Source organism: Achromobacter piechaudii NBRC 102461 (genome assembly GCF_001571245.1).
GTDB lineage: Bacteria > Pseudomonadota > Gammaproteobacteria > Burkholderiales > Burkholderiaceae_B > Achromobacter > Achromobacter piechaudii.
Genome location: NZ_BCTK01000014.1, coordinates 19,145 through 36,774, shown reverse-complemented (window position 1 = coordinate 36,774; position 17,630 = coordinate 19,145). Strand labels below are relative to the sequence as shown.

Genomic DNA, 17,630 nt, shown 5'->3' with positions numbered 1-17,630 from the left:
CTTAAGGCCTCTTCTGGCGCAACAGCGCCTGCTTGAAGCGTTCAAACTCTTGATTGAAGTCGAGTGTACGCTTCTGGGACGTCATGGCCGCCAGGACGCTGCTGCCGCTGCCTTGCGGCTTGACCCAGATCCAGATGCGGCGGTCGCGGATGTAGAACATCGAAAATACACCCAGCACCAGCAAAAGACTGCCCAGGTAGACCGTATTCTTGCCCGGCGTACGGCTGACCTGGAACACGCTGGCCTGCACGTGATTGAAATCCGCCAGCGACAGGAACACCGGAGCCGGATAGACCGTCAGGTCGGACAGCGCCGCCACCGCCAGGCGCGACCAGACGACGGCGCGTTCGCCTTCCGGGCCGTCCACGGCCACAGGCGGCAGACCGGCGCGTTCGCGTTCGATGGCACGCAATTCATTCATGCTGGCGCCGATCAGCCGGATCACCACGTCCGCCGCGCGCTCCAGGTCGGCGGGCGGCGTGTTGGCTTGCAGGAACGCAGCCACCGCTTGCAGGCCGCCCGAGGCAAAGGTCTCCAGCGCGCGCTCGGCGGCGGTTTGCAGGGGCTGGCGATCCGCGCCCGACGGGCTGTTGCGTTCAGCGAAGCGCCTTGCGGCTTCCTGGCGCGCGGCCGGGTCGGCCAGCGTGGCGCGCAGGCGCATGAATTCAGCGATCGAGCTGTCCTCATCCGCCGGAATGCGCAGGTAGCGGAACGGCTCGGACGCATTGTTGCGCACGCCGGCCAGGAACACGCTGGCGCCGTCCAGCTCGACAGGCAACATGTAGTTCTGGAATTCGTGCGCCTGGCCGGCATCGTCGATCAGCTTGTATTCGACGCTGGGCCCCACGTTGCGCAGGTTCTCATTCTTTTTGCCCGCCGCGCTGCCCGACACCGAAGCCACATGTTCGGCGAAGCTCTGGTTGGCGCCCTTGGGGTCGCCGCGTGTCAGGTCCTCGACGTTGATCGGGCGCATCGCCGTGATTTCCACGCCCATGCTGCGCGCGCCGCGCGCCGTCTGCGCGGTCACTTCGCTGGTCTTGCCCACCGTGCCGTCAACGGAGAACGTCGCGTCATTGGCGCCGACCAGCGGGTAGCCCTTCAACACCACCGTGCTGCCGCCGTCGTCGAAACTGGACTGGTAGACGGTCATGCCCTTGAAGCGCAGCGGCTCGTTGACTTCGATGGTGGAATCGAAGGTCTTGCCGGTGTCGGGGTCGGTGACTTCCACTTCGCTGGCAAAGCGGCTGGGCATGCCGGTGGAGTAGTAATCGACGACGAATTTCTTCAGCTTCAGCGTGAAGGGCATCGGCTGCACCAGCGCGCCGTCGCCCACCATCACCACCGCCGTGCTCGCCTGGCCGCCTTCAGGCACCAGCACGCTGGCGCGAAAACTGGGGTTGTTGACCGACAGGCGGCCGCTTTCCGGCACCTGCGATATCAGCATGTTGTCGACAATGGGTTGCTTGCCGCCAAACATGACCTGAAGGCGCACCGGCAATTCGCTGTCGAGCAGACCCCCGATGCAGATGATGACCATGGCGGCATGCGCGAACACATAACCCAGCCGATTGGCGCTGCCTTTCTTGGCCGCCAGCAGCACGCCATCGGCGTCGCGGCGCTCGCGCACGGCATAGCCCAGCCGCTCCAGCAGCGTTTTCAGGCCCGCCGAAGTCTGCGCGACGTCGGTGGGTTCTTCGGTTTCAACGCGGTGGGGAAACGCGCGCAGGCTGCTGGCGCGCACATGTTCGCGGAACGAGCGCGCGTCGCGCAGCATCTTGGGGGCATTGCGGATCAGGCAGACCGAGGTCGACACGACCAGGAAACCCATGATCAGCAGGAACCACCAACTGTTGTAGACGTGCCAGATCGAAAACTTGTCGAACACCTCGTACCAGAACGGTCCGAACTGGTCGATGTAGTTGCTGGATGAGCGGTTCTGCTGCAACACCGTGCCCACCAGGCTCGCCACGCAGATGAACATCAGCAGGCTGACGGCAAACCGCATCGAACCGAGCAGTTCGAAGAAGTCTTGAGGCAGGCTGCGCAAAGAGGGGCGGGTGTGGGTGCGTGTTGAATTCATGAAAAAAGGGGGGCCGCGCGATCGGCTACCCCCCTCATAGACAGCGCGCAGCGGAACCAGGTTCCGCTACGCTCAGGTTGCATGAACGCGGACCAGCCGCGCGTGTTGCCGGCCTACGCTTACCGCAGGCCCGCTGCGTAGTCGGACACTGCCTTGATATCGGCGTCCGACATGCGGTCGGCGATCGCGAACATGATGTCGTTCTTGCGGTCGCCACTGCGGAACAGCTTGAGCTGCTCTTCGATGTACATGGGGAACTGCCCCGACAGGCGGGGGTACTGGGCGGGCATGCCAGCGCCATTGGCAGAGTGGCACGCCGCGCAGGCGGGCACATTGCGTTCGGGCAAACCGCCGCGCCAGATCTTCTGACCCAGCTCAACCAACTTCTCCTGGCCTGCGGTGGCGGGCTCTTTCAGGGGTTGTTGAGCCAGATACAGCGCAATGTTCTGCATGTCCGCTGGCGTCAGATTCTGCGCCATGGCGGTCATCGGGGTGGGATTGCCCCCCGCGCCATTGCGCACGGGCAGCTTGGCGCCCTGCTTGATCTGGAAATCGGCCAGTTGCTTGGCCAGATATTCGTGGGGTTGCGCGGCCAGGTTGGGATTCACCGGGATGGTGCTATTGCCCGCCGCGCCATGACAGGACGCACAGGCAATGATGCCCCGTGAGGCGTCACCCTGATCAAACAGCTGACCGCCCTTGGCGGCATCTGGCTTGGCCGGGCCGGCAGCGCCGTCGGCGGCGAAACTGGGTGTAGAGAAGGCGGAGGCGCCGAGCAACAGCCCGCTCGCAACCAACATCCGGGACAGCACACGCTTCATGAAGACCTCGACGATCACATCGATCAAGGCGCAAAAAGGCGCCCACGCCTGCCCCGCACACCCTGGAAAACCGTATCGAACCTCATTTGCCCAATCTGCCTGCCAAGATGCCGCTGGCACCTAAACAGTAAGCAAAAAAGACGGCTCCGCGCACGGGGACCACTGTTGCAAACGCCGGATTATACAATAGGGCTCGAAACCAACCGTATCCAAAGCCCATCCGTGTCCCTCCTACATCGCGCCTCCTTCCTTACCTCCGCAGCTCGCCTCGACCAGTTGCCGGCCGCCGGCGCTCCCGAGGTCTGCTTTGTCGGCCGCTCCAATGCCGGCAAATCCACGGCCATCAACGTGCTGTGCAACCAGCGCCGTCTTGCGTTTTCCAGCAAGACGCCGGGCCGCACGCGCTTGATCAACATGTTCGGCTTGCCCGACCCGCTGGATCCGGAAGGCCACATCGGTTTTCTCGTTGACCTGCCCGGCTATGGCTATGCGTCCGTCGCGCGCAACGAAAAAGAAAAATGGGCGGACATCCTTGGCGGCTACCTGCGCGACCGCGAATCGCTCGCGGGCATCGTGCTGCTGATCGACATCCGCCGCGGCGTCACCGAACTGGACCGCCGCCTGGCCAATTTCATCGCCCCCACCGGACGCCCCGTGCTGGCGCTGCTGACCAAGGCCGACAAGCTGCCTTATGGCCAGCGCATGCGCACCGTGTTCTCCGTCCGCAAGGATTTGGCCGATATCGGCGCCCTGCACACCATCCCGTTTTCGGCGCCTGAGCGCATCGGGTTGGAAGAAGCCGGCGCCCATATCGAAAACTGGATTTCTCCCAAGGTCGAATCATGAACCCGCAGATCATTACCCCTGAATTTCCGGTTTCCCGCCCTCGCCGCCTGCGCCGCGACGATTTCACCCGCCGCCTGGTGCGCGAGAATGCGCTGACCGTCAACGACCTGATCTATCCGGTCTTCGTGGCCGACGGCACGGGCATCGAACAAGCCGTGCCCTCGCTGCCTGGCGTGGTCCGTTATTCGCTGGATACGCTGCTGCCCGTGGCCGAGAAATGCGTGGAACTCGGCATCCCCGTGATGGCGCTGTTTCCCGTTATCGATCCCTCGCTGAAAACGCCCGACGGCATCGAAGCCACCAACCCGCGCGGCCTGATTCCTCGCGTGGTCGGTGAGCTGAAAAAGCGCTTTCCCGAGCTGGGCATCCTGTGCGATGTGGCGCTGGACCCGTACACCAGCCACGGCCAGGACGGCGTCATCGACGACAACGGCTACGTGATCAACGAAGTCACCGTCGAAATCCTGGTCAAGCAAGCCCTCACGCAAGCCGCGGCGGGCGTCGACATGGTTGCGCCCAGCGACATGATGGACGGCCGCATCGGCGCGGTGCGCAAAGCGCTGGAAGCCAACGGCCACATCCACACGCAGATCATGGCCTACTCGGCCAAGTACGCCAGCGCCTTCTACGGCCCGTTCCGTGACGCCGTGGGCTCGGCCACCAACCTGGGCAAGTCGAACAAAATGGCTTACCAGATGGATCCGGGCAATCTGGACGAAGCACTGCGCGAAGTGGCCGCCGATCTGCACGAAGGCGCGGACATGGTCATGGTCAAGCCGGGCATGCCGTACCTGGATGTGCTGCGCCGCGTGAAGGACACCTTCCGCGTGCCCACCTTCGCCTATCAGGTCAGCGGTGAATACGCGATGATCAAGGCCGCCGCCGCCAACGGCTGGCTGGACCACGACAAGGTCATGATGGAAGCCCTGCTGGCGTTCAAGCGCGCAGGCGCCGACGGCATCCTCACCTACTTTGCCATCGAAGCAGCCACGCTGCTCAAAGCCCAGCGCTGATCGCCCCTTGCGATGCGGGCCGGCCTGCGCGGCCGGTTCGCGTTGCAGGTGATCAGGCGCGTTGCCGGGCCGGGGCAGGCGCGGTTCGGCGCAGCCCCAGCCACGTTCCTCCCAACACGCAGGCCAGGCCCAGCACATGGGTCAAGGTGACGTGTTCGTCCAGGAATAGCGAGGCAAACAGCAGTCCGAATATCGGCAGCCAGTTGACGAACAACGCGGCACGGCTGATGCCCAATCGCGCGATGCCGGCGTTCCAGATGATGTTGCTGACGCCAGAGGCGATCACCGCCGAAAACAGCAGGACGAGCCACGGCCACCACGTCATCTGCCACGTATCCGTCTGGTAGGAAGACGGCGTGACCGCCGCGTGCGCGACCAGCATCAACCCGCCCGCCAGGTACATATACCAAAGCATGCCCAGCGGATCCATCGTGCGCGACATGCGCTGGATGACGAGCCCGCCAAACACAAACACCAGCACGGCCACGAATACGACCGCATCGCCCCACCCGTTCAGCCCGAATTGCGCGCCGCTACCGGCCACCACCATGCCCACGCCCAACAGGCCGAGCAAGGCGCCGCAGATGCGCACCATCGTCAGTTTTTCGCGATAGAACAGCGCGGCCAGCAACGCCGACAGCAAGGGACTCGTGGCCATGATGAGCGTGCCGTTGGCGGCCGACGAAAACCGCAGCCCGGACACCAGCGCCACCTGATGCGCGTACACCACCAGGAAACCGGCGAGCGCCACCCAGCCCAATTCCATGCGGCCCAGCTTGGGCACTCGGCCTCGGCGGGCCTTGATGATGAGAGTGACGGTAATGAACGCAATGACGATCCGCACGGCGGCAAGCGCCTGGATGTCCATGTGCTGCGTGAGGTATTTGATGGAGACGATGTTCAGGCCCCATGTGGCCATGACGAACATCAATTGAACATAGATCAGACCGTTTCGGTCCTGGCTTGCATCAACTGTCGGGGACGTCACGGGCGCCGGCCTGGAGGGGTTGGGATGCGCCGCCCACGCGGCGCAGTCGCCATGGTATATCGGCCGCCGCCAGCGCACCAGCACCTTGGTCGGTGCATGCGCCCGAGGCCAGCCTACGCGCACCTTGGGTCAGCGCGTGAGCATCAAGGTCGCGTACGAGCAGCTTGAGTCAGTGCGCGAGCACAAGGTAGCCTACGCGCACCTTGAGTCAGCGCGCGGGCATCAAGGTCAGCGTACGAGCACCTTGTCCAGCGACTCCGTGAAACGCTTGGCGTCCTGGAAGCCCACGACGCGCGCCTCCGGCAACTCCTTGCCGCCCGGCTCGAAGAACATGATTCCCGGCGGCCCGAACAGCCGGAAGCGTTTGAGCAATGCGCGATCGTCGGCATTGTTTGCCGTCACGTCGGCTTGCACCAGCAACATGTTCGACATGCGCTGCGCGACGCCCGGATCGGTAAAAGTGAAGCGCTCCATTTCGCGGCACGACACGCACCAATCCGCGTAGAAATCCAGCATCACCGGCTGGCTGCTTTGCGCCAGCACCGCGTCCAGTTCCGCGATGTTGCGCACGCGGGTGAACTGGAGCTCGCCCTTGGTCACGGCCGTGCCTGCCGAGGCCTCGCCACGCGCGGCAAGGTGCGACAGCGGTTGCAGCACATCGCGCCCCCCGCTGGCCGCGCCCACCAGCCAAGCGGCGGCGGCAAGCGCCAGCAGCAGGCCCAGCCCCTTGCCGAACATGCGGCCCGCACCAGCACCGGCAGGCAGCGCATCAAAGGCGCGCAGCATCACCGCCGACACGACCGCCAGGAAGGCCCAGCCCGTCATCTGCACCCAGGTTGGCACCACGGGTATCAGCATCCACCACGCCGTCGCCAACAGCAGCATGCCGAACAGGCGCTTGACGCCGTCCATCCAGGCACCCGCCTTGGGCAGCAAGGCTCCCGAGGACGCGCCCACGATCAGCAGCGGCACGCCCATGCCCCACGCCATGGCGAACAGCGCCGAACCGCCCAGCACCACGTCGCCGGTCTGCGAGATATACAACAACGCGCCCGCCAGCGGCGCGGCCACGCACGGCCCGACGATCAGCGCGGACAAGGCGCCCATCACCAACGCGCCCGTGTAGCGACCGCCCGGCACGCGCGAGGAACGCTCCGACAGTTTGGCCTGCACCCCCGACGGCATCTGGAACGTGAACACGTCGAACATGGCCAGCGCCAATACGGTCAGCAAGATCGCGAACAGGGTCAGGATCCAGGGGGTCTGCAACCATGCCGCGAGGCCGGCGCCGCTCAAGCCGGCGGCCACGCCCAAAGCCGTATAAACCACCGACATGCCCAGCACATAGGTTGCAGCCAAAGCCAGGCCGCGCCCGCGCGAGGGCCGAGGCTGCGCGGCACCGCCCAACACGATCGAAGACAGAATGGGGATCATCGGCAGCACGCAGGGCGTGAACGCCAGCAACAAGCCCAGGACCAGGAACACGCCCGCCGTCTTGGCCCAACCCAGCCCGCCCAGCGCATCGGCCAGGCCGGTGTCGCCCGCGTTGACCAGCGCGCCAAGGCCAGTGGCTGACGAGGTCGACGCGCCCTGCCCGGATTGTGTGGCCTGGCCCATTATCCCGGCCAGTCCGCCCGCCAGCGCGTATCCGCCAGCCACCGGAGTCAGCTTGACGCTGCTGTCCATGGGCGGATAGCAAAGGCCGGCGTCTGCACAGCCTTGACCGGTCAAAGTCAGGGTAAAGGGTTGAGTGCCCGAGCCCACCGGCACGCGGATCAGCACGTCCTTGTGGAACACTTCCATGTCTTTTTCGAAGGTCGGGTCGTACTTGACCTCGCCCTTCGGGTAGACAGCCTCGCCCAGCGTCGTCGCGCCGGCCGGGCTGATCGTGATGCCGAATCGCTCGCGGTACATGTAGTAGCCGGGCGCGACCTTGAAGCGCAGCTCCAGCGTATCGGGCGCGGCCATCTGCGCGCTGAACACGAACGCTTTTTCGGGTTCGAGAAATTCCGCTTCCGCGCGCGCCGGCTGCCAACCCATCAGCAACAACGCCATTGCCAGCAATGCAAGGCAGCGCCCGATCAAGGCGCGCGTCGCGCGTAGGGCGTGAATCGAGCGCCCGGGCGCAACGTCGATACCGGCAAGTGGGAACATCAGACTCTCTTGTTATTCGTGACGGCCGTCTGCTCTCGAACCCAATCCAGATAGGGCGCCGCGCCGCCTATGACCGGCAGCACGATGATTTCGGGCACATCGTAGGGATGCATCTGCGCCAGGGCCTGTACAACGGCTTGGTGACGCGCGTATGTGGTTTTGATATGAATGGGGACTTCTTCTGTCCCTTCGACCTCGCCATTCCACAGGTAGATGGACAGGCCAGGCGCGCCAAGGTTCACACACGCGGCCAAACCATCTTCGACCAGCACATGCGCAATGCGCTTGGCCAGCAAGAGGTCGGGCGCATTGCTGATGACCAGCACGACGTCGTCATCGCGCAACATGGGGGCTCCTTGAGATACCCGTGAGGGATGTAACTCGGGGTATTTTATCGATATTGCGGGGGAACACCGGATGCCTGCAATGCCCGGCCGCCCGCCCAGACCAACGTCCCCATCATGCCACCGCTTTTACGAGGCCCGCATGCCCGACAATTGCCTGTTCTGCCGCATTGCCCGGCACGAGATCCCCGCCCATATCATTCATGAAGATGATCGCTTGATGGCCTTCCTGGACATCCAGCCGGTGCGGCCCGGCCACACCTTGATCATTCCGAAGCAGCATTACCCCTATTTCGAGGACATGCCTGCGGATCTGGCGGGGCATATCGTGAACCTGGGGCAGAAATTGGGCCGCCACATGAAGCGCCTGTACGGCGTGCAGCGCGTGGGCTTTGCGTTCACCGGCATCCACGTGGCGCATTCGCATGCTCACGTCATTCCCATGCATCACACCCAGGACGTGACGTCCACGCAATACATCGAACAGCAGGACCTGACCTTCAAGATGCCGCCACAGCCGCCCCAGGAAGTGCTGGCGGCCACCGCCGCGCAGTTGCGGGGAGAACTGCACGCCTCTTGATCAGACGCGACTGGCGGAGCGCGCAGTCGGATGCCACGGATCGCGCGCTCTGCCGGGGCTCAGTCGAAGGCCGAAGCGGCGCTCCAAATAAAACAAGGGCGGGTCCGAAGACCCGCCCTTGTCGCTTATCTAGCTACCGAAATTTATTCGGCGCTGTCCGCAGCGGCTTCATCAACTTCCGGACGGTCAACCAGTTCCATGAAAGCCATGGGAGCGTTGTCGCCTTGACGGAAGCCCATCTTCAGCACGCGGGTGTAGCCACCGTTACGGGCCGCGTAGCGCGGGCCGATTTCGGCAAACAGCTTCACCACCGCATCGCGATCGCGCAGACGGGCAAATGCCAGACGCTTGTTCGCCAGCGTGGGCTCTTTGCCCAGCGTGATCAGGGGTTCGATGACGCGGCGCAATTCTTTCGCCTTCGGCAGCGTGGTCTTGATGGCTTCGTGAGTGATCAACGAAACGGCCATGTTGCGGAACATGGCAAGACGGTGACTGCTGGTGCGGTTGAGCTTACGCAAGCCATTACCGTGACGCATGATAAGTTTCCTTTGAATCTAAAGATGGCGTTCGCCATCGGGTTGCCGGCTCTTCTATCAACCTGCAATCAGGCCGCGGTCCGGTAGAAAACGGTGCATTTTACGACGATTTCGCAAACCGCCCGGCGGGGTTGCCGGGCGTTGCAGGAACCGCCCTGTTGCCAGGACGGCACCCGTTCAAAACTTAGGGACGCTCCAGGCCCAGGGGCGGCCAGTTCTCGAGCTTCATGCCCAGAGTCAGACCACGTGCAGCCAGGACTTCCTTGATTTCGTTGAGCGACTTGCGACCCAGGTTCGGGGTCTTGAGCAGCTCGTTTTCGGTACGCTGGATCAGGTCGCCGATGTAGTAGATGTTTTCGGCCTTCAGGCAGTTGGCCGAACGCACGGTCAGTTCCAGGTCGTCGACCGGACGCAGCAGGACCGGGTCGATCTGCGGCGTGCCGCGGACCGGAGCTTCGTAGGAATCGCCAGCACCTTCCAGCGCAGCGAAGACCGAGATCTGGTCCATCAGGATGCGAGCCGACTGGCGCACCGCTTCCTCGGGCGAGATGACGCCGTTGGTTTCGATGTCCAGAACCAGCTTGTCCAGGTCGGTGCGCTGTTCCACACGGGCGCTTTCAACCGCGTAGCTCACGCGACGAACCGGGCTGAACGAAGCGTCCAGAACGATGCGGCCGATGGTGTGGGTGCGGTCTTCCGACAGCGCGCGCACGTTGCCCGGCACGTAGCCGCGGCCCTTCTCAACCTTGATCTGCATTTCCAGCTTGCCTGCGTCCGTCAGGTTGCAGATGGCATGGCCGGGGTTGATGATCTCGACGTCGTGCGGCAGCTCGATATCGCTGGCCAGCACGGTGCCCGCGCCGGTCTTGCGCAGAACCAGCGTCACTTCGTCGCGATTGTGCAGCTTGAAGACCACGCCCTTCAGGTTCAGCAGGATGTCGACGACATCTTCGCGAACGCCCGGGATGGTCGAATATTCGTGCACCACGCCCGTCATCTGCACTTCGGTCGGCGCGTAGCCGGTCATCGAAGACAGCAGGATGCGGCGCAGGGCGTTGCCCAGCGTATGACCGTAGCCACGCTCGAACGGCTCCATCACGATCTTGGCATGGTGCGTGCCGACCGGTTCGACTTCAATGGAGCGCGGCTTCAGAAAACCTTGAGTGGACATTTACTGTGTTCCTTTTCAATACCCTCGGCTCGTTACACCGATAAGGCTGATGGACAGGGTGAAACATGCAACTCGGGCGGCGCGAAAACGCCGGCCGATACTTACCGCAAAGCCCGCCCCACCAAAAGGCGGAAAGCGGGCTGCTGCGAGACGTGCAAACGGGTCGCGGGACCAGTAGCCGGCACACCTGCGAAGGAGGCGCCGGCCGACCTGATTAACGCGAGTACAGTTCGACGACCATCGATTCGTTGATGTCGCGAGCGACGTCAGCGCGATCGGGGACCGACTTGAACGTACCGGTCAGCTTGGTCGCGTCGACTTCCACCCATTGGGGGATGCCGATGCTGGTGGCCAGGTCGAGCGATTCCTTGATACGGCCTTGCTTCTTGGCCTTTTCACGGATCGAAACGACGTCGCCAGCCTTGACCAGCATCGAAGCGATGTCAGCCGTGTGGCCGTTCAGTTCGATGGCGCGGTGGCTCACCAGCTGGCGAGCTTCGGCGCGCGTCGAGCCGAAGCCCATGCGGTAGACGACGTTGTCCAGGCGCGATTCCAGCAGCTGGATCAGGGTTTCGCCGGTGTTGCCACGGCGACGCTCTGCTTCAGCGAAGTACTTGCGGAATTGCTTTTCCAGCACGCCGTACATGCGCTTCAGCTTTTGCTTTTCGCGCAGCTGCAGGCCGTAGTCGGAAGTGCGGGCACCCGAAGTGCGGCCGTGTTGGCCAGGCTTGGAATCCAGCTTGCACTTGGAATCCAGCGAGCGACGGGCGCTCTTCAGGAACAGGTCAGTACCCTCGCGGCGCGAGAGCTTGCATTTGGGTCCAATATAACGTGCCATGTGGATTCCCTTTAGATACGACGACGCTTCGGCGGACGGCAGCCGTTGTGCGGAACGGGCGTGATGTCGGCGATGGACGAAATCTTGATGCCCAACGCGTTCAACGCGCGGACCGACGATTCGCGGCCAGGACCGGGGCCCTTGATGCGCACTTCCAGCGTCTTGATGCCGTATTCCAGCGCGACGCGGCCAGCCGTTTCAGCGGCGACTTGCGCGGCAAACGGGGTCGACTTACGCGAACCCTTGAAACCAGCACCACCCGAAGTGGCCCACGACAGTGCGTTGCCCTGACGGTCGGTGATGGTGATGATGGTGTTGTTGAACGAAGCGTGAACGTGCGCGATGCCGTCCGAGACGTTCTTCTTAACCTTTTTGCGCACGCGCGAAGCGCCGCTGGTGGAAGCTTTCGCCATAATCCAGTTCCTCGATTATTTCTTCAGGGACGCAGCAGCACGACGCGGGCCCTTACGGGTCCGGGCGTTGGTGCGAGTGCGCTGGCCGCGCACGGGCAAACCGCGCTTGTGACGCATACCGCGGTAGGTTCCCAGGTCGATCAAACGCTTGATCGAGAGCTGTACTTCACGACGCAGGTCGCCTTCAACCGTGAACAAACCAACATGTTCGCGGACGCGTTCCAATTCAGCGTCGTTCAGATCCTTGACCTTTTTGTCAAAGGGTACGTTTGCCGCTTCGCAGATTTTGCGAGCGCGCGTACGACCGATGCCAAAAATAGCGGTCAGTCCGATCTCGGCGTGCTGTTGCGGCGGGATGTTAATGCCAGCAATACGGGCCATGACTATTCCTTGAATAAATCTGTTGCGTAGTCGCTAACCCGAGTTAGCCTTGACGCTGCTTGTGACGCGGGTCGGTGCAGATAACACGCACCACGCCGTGACGTTTGATAACTTTGCAGTTGCGGCAGATCCGCTTAACCGATGCCATTACTTTCATGGTTGACTCCTAATTTTCCGTAATCCGGTTCCGCTCATTTGGAGCGGAAAACTATCCTGGCTCGCGTCAGATCATAGGGCGTGAGCTCCACTGTGACCTTGTCACCCGGCAGGATCCGGATGTAATGCATACGCATCTTGCCGGAAATATGGCCCAACACCACGTGGCCGTTTTCGAGCTTGACGCGAAATGTCGCGTTCGGGAGGTTCTCAAGAACCTCGCCTTGCATCTGAATGACGTCGTCCTTGGACATTCTTTTGCTTACCGCATCGGCAAACCCGCGCCCTTGAAGTTGGCCTTCTTGAGCAACGAGTCGTACTGGTGAGACATCATGTAGGCCTGAACCTGTGCCATGAAATCCATCGTCACCACCACAATAATCAACAGAGACGTACCACCGAAGTAGAAGGGAACGTTCCAGCGCATCACCAAGAATTCCGGCAACAGGCACACCAACGTGATGTAGATGGCACCTGCGAGCGTCAAACGCATCAGGATCTTGTCGATGTAGCGCGCTGTTTGTTCGCCCGGACGAATGCCCGGAACAAACGCACCACTCTTCTTCAGGTTGTCCGCCGTTTCGCGGCTGTTGAACACCAGAGCCGTGTAGAAAAAGCAGAAGAAAATAATCGCGACGGAATACAGCGTGATGTAGAGCGGTTGACGAGGCGACAGGGCCGCAGCCAGGTCGCTAAGCCAGCGCATGTTCTCACTGCTGGAGAACCAGCTCGTGATCGTGGCCGGGAACAGAATGATCGACGATGCGAAAATCGGCGGAATCACCCCTGCCATGTTCAGCTTCAGCGGCAAATGCGAGCTTTGACCACCGTAGACCTTGTTGCCGACCTGCCGCTTGGCGTAGTTCACCGTGATCTTGCGCTGTCCGCGTTCCACGAACACCACAAAAGCGGTAACCAGCACCACCAAAGCCACAATGAACAGTGCCGAAAGCACAGACATCGCGTTGGTGCGGACCAGGTCCAACAGTGCAGCCAGCGCCGCGGGAAGACCCGCAACGATACCTGCGAAGATCAGGATGGAAATCCCGTTGCCCAGACCGCGTTCCGTGATCTGTTCACCCAGCCACATGACGAACATGGTGCCAGTGACCAGAGTCACAACGGTCGTGAAGCGAAACAGCATGCCCGGATCGATCACCAGTCCCTGTTGGGACTCCAACGCCACCGAAATGCCCACTGCTTGCACCAGCGCCAGCACGACTGTGCCGTAGCGGGTGTATTGGGTAATCTTCCGACGACCGGATTCGCCCTCTTTCTTGAGCGCTTCCAGCGACGGCACCACCACCGACATCAACTGCATGATGATGGATGCCGAAATGTACGGCATGATCCCCAGGGCAAAAATCGAGAAACGCGAGAGCGCCCCACCCGAGAACATGTTGAACAGGCCCAGGATCCCGCCCTGGTTCTGACGGAACAAGTCCGCCAGCGCATCCGGATTAATACCCGGTACGGGGATGTGTGTACCCAAACGGTAAACCACCAGGGCGAGCACCAGGAACACCAAACGGCGCTTCAAATCACCGTACCGTGCTCCGGTTTTGCCCAATGCCTGCGCGTTAGCCACTCGTCACCTCGTGATCAAGCAAGCGAGCCGCCCGCGCCTTCGATGGCGGCGCGAGCGCCGGCCGTCGCGGTAATGCCTTTCAGCACTACCTTGCGCGAGAGTTCACCCGACTTGATGACCTTGGCGTAACGAACCGCCTGACCAATCACGCCAGCCGCCTTCAGCACTTGCACGTCGATTTCATCGATGGGCAGGGCTTGCAGGTCCGACAGACGGACTTCGGCGTACAGATGCTGACCGAGCGGGGTGAAACCACGCTTGGGCAGACGACGCTGCAGCGGCATTTGACCGCCTTCGAAGCCAACCTTATGGAAACCGCCCGAGCGCGACTTCTGACCCTTGTGGCCACGGCCGGCGGTTTTACCCAGACCCGAACCGATACCACGGCCGACGCGGCGCTTGGCGTGCTTGCTGCCCTCAGCGGGCTTCAGCGAATTAAGTTGCATATCCGACATGGTGATTCCTTAGGCTTCCGAGACGGAAACGAGATAATCCACCTTACGGATCATCCCACGCACCTCGGGCGTATCGACCAGCACGCGGCTGCTGTTGATGCGGCCCAAGCCCAAACCGCGAACCGTATCACGGTGCGATTGCTTGGTACCGATCACGGAGCGCACGAGGGTCACTTTGATCTGCTTCTGAGCCATGATTTACCCCAGGATTTCTTCGACCGACTTGCCGCGCTTGGCAGCAACATCGGCCGGGGTCAGGGAAGCGCGCAGACCGTTCAACGTGGCGCGAACCATGTTGTAGGGGTTGCTCGAGCCCAGGCTCTTGGCAACCACGTTACGCACACCCATCACTTCAAAAATAGCGCGCATCGGGCCGCCGGCGATAACGCCAGTACCTTCAGCAGCCGGCGAGATCAGCACGGTAGCGGCGCCATGCTTGCCAACCACGGTGTGGTGCAGCGTGCCGTTCTTCAGAGCAACCTTGAACATGCCGCGACGGGCCTGTTCCATTGCCTTCTGGACGGACACCGGCACTTCACGCGCCTTGCCCTTACCCATGCCGACGCGACCATCGCCATCGCCAACCACGGTCAGCGCGGCAAAGCTCATGGTGCGACCACCCTTGACCACTTTGCTCACGCGGTTGACCGCGATCATCTTTTCGCGGAGGCCGTCATCGTTCTCTTTTTCCGCGGCGTTCTTGCCTTGTACTTTAGCCATTTGACAGATCCTCGCTTAGAACTTCAGGCCGGCTTCACGCGCGGCATCGGCCAGCGCTTTCACGCGGCCATGGTAACGAAAGCCCGAGCGATCGAAAGCGACCAGTTCAATACCGGCAGCCTTGGCCTTTTCGGCCACGCGCTTGCCAACCAGCGTCGCAGCGGCAGTGTTGCCACCCTGACCGGTTTGGCCGGCCAGTTGCGCACGCACTTCGGCTTCCACCGTCGAGGCGCTGACCAGAATGCGATCGCCTTCCGGCGAAATGATGTTGGCGTAGATGTGCTGGTTCGAGCGGAAGACCGAGAGGCGATGAACGCGCAGCTCGTTGATCTTCCGGCGGGTCGGAACCGCACGACGCAAACGGGAAACTTTTTTGTCCATGATTCGTCCTTGCGTGCGCCGTTATTTCTTCTTGGTTTCTTTGATGACGACGCGTTCGTCCGAGTAACGCACACCCTTGCCCTTGTAGGGTTCGGGTTCGCGGTACGCGCGGATTTCAGCGGCCATCTGACCGACGACTTGCTTGTTGGCGCCCTTGATGACGATTTCCGTCTGGGTGGGGCATTCGGCCTTGATACCGGCCGGCAACTGATGCAAAACGTCGTGCGAGAAACCGAGCTGCAGCTTAACGGCATCGCCTTGGATCGAGGCGCGGTAACCCACGCCAACCAGGGTCAGCTTGCGCTCGAAGCCCTTGCTCACGCCGGTAACCATATTGGCCACCAGAGCGCGCACGGTACCCGACATGGCATTGGCGTGACGAGTTTCGTTGGCGGCGGCAAACGTGAGCTTGCCTTCGTCCATCGCAACCGTGACGTCGCCAGTCAGGGCTTGAGTCAGGGTGCCCAGCGGGCCCTTGACAGTGATCTGATCCTGCTTGATGTCAGCTTCGACACCCTTGGGCAGTTCGACCGGATACTTAGCGATACGTGACATTCGAATTTCTCCTTAGGCCACGTAGCACAGCACTTCGCCGCCGACGCCGTTGGCGCGAGCCTTACGGTCGGTCATGACGCCGCGCGAGGTCGAAACGATAGCCACGCCCAGGCCGTTCATGACCTGAGGAATGCTGGTACGGCCCTTGTAGATACGCAGACCGGGGCGCGAAACGCGTTCGATGCGCTCGATAACCGGACGACCAGCGTAGTACTTCAGGGTGATCTCGAGCTCAGGCTTGGCCTGGGTGCCCTTGATTTCAAAGCTGTCGATGTAGCCTTCGTCTTTCAGCACAGCGGCAATAGCCGCCTTCAGCTTCGAGGAGGGCATGCTCACCGTAACTTTGTCCACTTGCTGCGCATTGCGAATGCGGGTCAGCATATCGGCGATGGGATCGCTCATGCTCATAATGTATCTCCTACCAGCTGGCCTTGGTGATGCCGGGGATTTCGCCCTTCATCGCCATTTCACGCAGTTTGTGACGCGTCAGGCCGAACTTGCGGAACACACCGCGCGGACGACCGGTGACCACGCAACGGTTACGTTGGCGCGTCGGATTGGCATTGCGCGGCAGCTGTTGCAGCTTGAGCCGAGCTTGGTAACGTTCTTCGTCGGTCTTCGACTGGTCGTCGATGATCGCCTTCAACTCAGCGCGCTTGGCAGCGAACTTGTCAGCCAGCTTGGCGCGCTTGATGTCGCGATTGATGAGGGAAAGTTTAGCCACGTCATCAGCCCCTTAGTTACGGAACGGGAAGCTGAAGGCCGTCAACAGCGCCTTGGCTTCTTCGTCGGTCTTCGCGGAGGTGGTGATGCTGATGTTCAGCCCACGCAGCGCGTCGATCTTGTCGTACTCGATTTCGGGGAAAATGATTTGCTCTTTCACCCCGATGTTGTAGTTGCCGCGGCCGTCAAACGCACGACCCGAGATACCACGGAAGTCGCGCACGCGAGGCAGCGCGACCGCAACGAGGCGATCCAGGAATTCGTACATGCGTTGACCACGCAGCGTGACCATGCAACCAATCGGGTAGTTTTCGCGGATCTTGAAACCGGCGATAGCCTTCTTGGTCTTCGTCACGACAGGCTTTTGGCCAGCGATCTTGGTCAGGTCCGACACCGCGTGTTCGATAACCTTCTTATCGGACACGGCTTCCGAGACACCCATGTTCAGGGTGATCTTGGTGATGCGCGGCACTTCCATGACGCTCTTGTAGCCAAACTTGGCCTGCAGGTCGCCAGCGACCTTGCTCTTGTAGAAATCTTGCAAACGAGACATGTCTATCGCCCCTTACGCCTTGGCGCCGACAACGGCACCATTGGAACGGAACACGCGGACCTTGCGACCGTCGACTTCTTGAACGCCCACGCGGTCGCCACGACCGGTTGCGGGGTTGAAGAGCGCCACATTCGAGATGTGGATCGGCATGGTCTTTTCGACAATCCCGCCCGGGTTGTTAGCCATCGGGTTGGCTTTGACGTGCTTCTTGGCCACATTGACGCCTTCGACCAGAACGTGGTCGGCATCAACACGGGCCAGCACGGTACCGCGACGCTTCTTGTCGCGGCCGGTCAGGACGATGACTTCGTCGCCTTTACGAATGTTGTTCATC

Annotated in this window: 25 protein-coding genes; 3 read left to right on the top strand and 22 right to left on the bottom strand. The window is 61.8% G+C overall.

The genetic code is table 11. The features are described from left to right. Window position 1: 1 nt before the first annotated feature. Together API01S_RS24890 and API01S_RS24885 are read right to left on the bottom strand one after the other, a co-directional pair. Window positions 2-2,080: a cytochrome c biogenesis protein ResB gene (locus tag API01S_RS24890; RefSeq protein WP_006216504.1), complete on the bottom strand. Its 2,079-nt coding sequence runs from the start codon at window positions 2,078-2,080 to the stop codon at window positions 2-4. A 119-nt stretch (window positions 2,081-2,199) separates the two neighbouring features. Further along, window positions 2,200-2,901 carry a c-type cytochrome gene (locus API01S_RS24885; protein WP_039883725.1) on the bottom strand — a complete coding sequence of 234 codons (702 nt, stop codon included), beginning with the start codon at window positions 2,899-2,901 and terminating at the stop codon, window positions 2,200-2,202. Window positions 2,902-3,123: 222 nt separating this feature from the next. Here API01S_RS24885 and yihA point away from each other — a divergent pair, with 222 nt between their 5' ends. Beyond that, window positions 3,124-3,747: a ribosome biogenesis GTP-binding protein YihA/YsxC gene (gene yihA, locus API01S_RS24880; RefSeq protein ID WP_006216506.1), complete on the top strand. Its 624-nt coding sequence runs from the start codon at window positions 3,124-3,126 to the stop codon at window positions 3,745-3,747. Continuing rightward, the gene (gene hemB, locus API01S_RS24875) at window positions 3,744-4,760 is read left to right on the top strand and encodes a porphobilinogen synthase (RefSeq protein WP_006216507.1); all 1,017 of its coding nucleotides are present in this window, start codon (window positions 3,744-3,746) and stop codon (window positions 4,758-4,760) included. The genes yihA and hemB overlap by 4 nt, the downstream gene beginning before the upstream one ends. A gap of 52 nt (window positions 4,761-4,812) precedes the next feature. On the opposite strand, the gene API01S_RS24870 is transcribed toward hemB, so the two are convergent. The 3 genes from API01S_RS24870 to cutA all read right to left on the bottom strand — a co-directional run bounded on the left by API01S_RS24870 (window position 4,813) and on the right by cutA (window position 8,249). Beyond that, window positions 4,813-5,688, bottom strand: a complete 876-nt coding sequence (locus API01S_RS24870) for a DMT family transporter (protein ID WP_006216508.1) — start codon at window positions 5,686-5,688, stop codon at window positions 4,813-4,815. 288 nt (window positions 5,689-5,976) lie between these two features. Then, on the bottom strand, window positions 5,977-7,902 hold the full coding sequence (gene dsbD / locus API01S_RS24865) for a protein-disulfide reductase DsbD (protein WP_156329839.1): 1,926 nt from the start codon (window positions 7,900-7,902) through the stop codon (window positions 5,977-5,979). After that, complete coding sequence (gene cutA / locus API01S_RS24860) at window positions 7,902-8,249, bottom strand: divalent-cation tolerance protein CutA (protein ID WP_006216511.1); 348 nt, start codon at window positions 8,247-8,249, stop codon at window positions 7,902-7,904. Before cutA ends, dsbD begins: the two co-directional genes overlap by 1 nt. A 139-nt stretch (window positions 8,250-8,388) precedes the next feature. Between cutA and API01S_RS24855 the strand changes: the two genes are divergently transcribed. Beyond that, entirely contained in the window at window positions 8,389-8,826 is a 438-nt protein-coding gene (locus API01S_RS24855; protein WP_050728386.1) for an HIT family protein, read from the top strand. Between the two features lie 143 nt (window positions 8,827-8,969). Here API01S_RS24855 and rplQ read toward each other — a convergent pair whose 3' ends face one another. The 17 genes from rplQ to rplX all read right to left on the bottom strand — a co-directional run bounded on the left by rplQ (window position 8,970) and on the right by rplX (window position 17,629). Continuing rightward, window positions 8,970-9,362, bottom strand: a complete 393-nt coding sequence (gene rplQ, locus API01S_RS24850) for a 50S ribosomal protein L17 (RefSeq protein ID WP_006216513.1) — start codon at window positions 9,360-9,362, stop codon at window positions 8,970-8,972. Window positions 9,363-9,546: 184 nt separating this feature from the next. Next, window positions 9,547-10,533 (bottom strand): DNA-directed RNA polymerase subunit alpha, encoded by a 987-nt coding sequence (locus API01S_RS24845; RefSeq protein WP_006216514.1) that lies wholly within the window; start codon window positions 10,531-10,533, stop codon window positions 9,547-9,549. A 214-nt stretch (window positions 10,534-10,747) separates the two neighbouring features. Beyond that, complete coding sequence (rpsD, locus tag API01S_RS24840; protein ID WP_006216515.1) at window positions 10,748-11,371, bottom strand: 30S ribosomal protein S4; 624 nt, start codon at window positions 11,369-11,371, stop codon at window positions 10,748-10,750. 11 nt (window positions 11,372-11,382) lie between these two features. Then, complete coding sequence (rpsK, locus tag API01S_RS24835) at window positions 11,383-11,784, bottom strand: 30S ribosomal protein S11 (RefSeq protein ID WP_006216516.1); 402 nt, start codon at window positions 11,782-11,784, stop codon at window positions 11,383-11,385. A gap of 15 nt (window positions 11,785-11,799) precedes the next feature. Continuing rightward, window positions 11,800-12,165: a 30S ribosomal protein S13 gene (gene rpsM / locus API01S_RS24830; protein WP_006216517.1), complete on the bottom strand. Its 366-nt coding sequence runs from the start codon at window positions 12,163-12,165 to the stop codon at window positions 11,800-11,802. Window positions 12,166-12,208: 43 nt separating this feature from the next. Continuing rightward, window positions 12,209-12,322 carry a 50S ribosomal protein L36 gene (rpmJ, locus tag API01S_RS28990; RefSeq protein WP_003806928.1) on the bottom strand — a complete coding sequence of 38 codons (114 nt, stop codon included), beginning with the start codon at window positions 12,320-12,322 and terminating at the stop codon, window positions 12,209-12,211. 34 nt (window positions 12,323-12,356) lie between these two features. Continuing rightward, window positions 12,357-12,575: a translation initiation factor IF-1 gene (infA, locus tag API01S_RS24825; protein ID WP_003806927.1), complete on the bottom strand. Its 219-nt coding sequence runs from the start codon at window positions 12,573-12,575 to the stop codon at window positions 12,357-12,359. A gap of 8 nt (window positions 12,576-12,583) precedes the next feature. Then, window positions 12,584-13,909, bottom strand: coding sequence for a preprotein translocase subunit SecY (gene secY / locus API01S_RS24820; RefSeq protein ID WP_039882533.1), 1,326 nt, complete (start codon window positions 13,907-13,909; stop codon window positions 12,584-12,586). A gap of 14 nt (window positions 13,910-13,923) precedes the next feature. Further along, window positions 13,924-14,364, bottom strand: coding sequence for a 50S ribosomal protein L15 (rplO, locus tag API01S_RS24815; RefSeq protein WP_006216519.1), 441 nt, complete (start codon window positions 14,362-14,364; stop codon window positions 13,924-13,926). Between the two features lie 9 nt (window positions 14,365-14,373). After that, window positions 14,374-14,559 carry a 50S ribosomal protein L30 gene (gene rpmD / locus API01S_RS24810; RefSeq protein WP_006216520.1) on the bottom strand — a complete coding sequence of 62 codons (186 nt, stop codon included), beginning with the start codon at window positions 14,557-14,559 and terminating at the stop codon, window positions 14,374-14,376. A gap of 3 nt (window positions 14,560-14,562) precedes the next feature. Further along, on the bottom strand, window positions 14,563-15,084 hold the full coding sequence (rpsE, locus tag API01S_RS24805) for a 30S ribosomal protein S5 (RefSeq protein WP_006216521.1): 522 nt from the start codon (window positions 15,082-15,084) through the stop codon (window positions 14,563-14,565). A 15-nt stretch (window positions 15,085-15,099) separates the two neighbouring features. Beyond that, the gene (gene rplR / locus API01S_RS24800; RefSeq protein ID WP_006216522.1) at window positions 15,100-15,465 is read right to left on the bottom strand and encodes a 50S ribosomal protein L18; all 366 of its coding nucleotides are present in this window, start codon (window positions 15,463-15,465) and stop codon (window positions 15,100-15,102) included. Between the two features lie 21 nt (window positions 15,466-15,486). Beyond that, window positions 15,487-16,020, bottom strand: a complete 534-nt coding sequence (gene rplF, locus API01S_RS24795; protein ID WP_050728385.1) for a 50S ribosomal protein L6 — start codon at window positions 16,018-16,020, stop codon at window positions 15,487-15,489. A 12-nt stretch (window positions 16,021-16,032) separates the two neighbouring features. Further along, entirely contained in the window at window positions 16,033-16,428 is a 396-nt protein-coding gene (rpsH, locus tag API01S_RS24790) for a 30S ribosomal protein S8 (RefSeq protein WP_006216525.1), read from the bottom strand. 10 nt (window positions 16,429-16,438) lie between these two features. After that, the gene (gene rpsN, locus API01S_RS24785; RefSeq protein WP_006216527.1) at window positions 16,439-16,744 is read right to left on the bottom strand and encodes a 30S ribosomal protein S14; all 306 of its coding nucleotides are present in this window, start codon (window positions 16,742-16,744) and stop codon (window positions 16,439-16,441) included. 12 nt (window positions 16,745-16,756) lie between these two features. Next, entirely contained in the window at window positions 16,757-17,296 is a 540-nt protein-coding gene (gene rplE, locus API01S_RS24780) for a 50S ribosomal protein L5 (RefSeq protein WP_006216529.1), read from the bottom strand. A gap of 12 nt (window positions 17,297-17,308) precedes the next feature. Beyond that, complete coding sequence (gene rplX, locus API01S_RS24775) at window positions 17,309-17,629, bottom strand: 50S ribosomal protein L24 (protein ID WP_006216530.1); 321 nt, start codon at window positions 17,627-17,629, stop codon at window positions 17,309-17,311. Between the last annotated feature and the right edge of the window lies 1 nt (window position 17,630).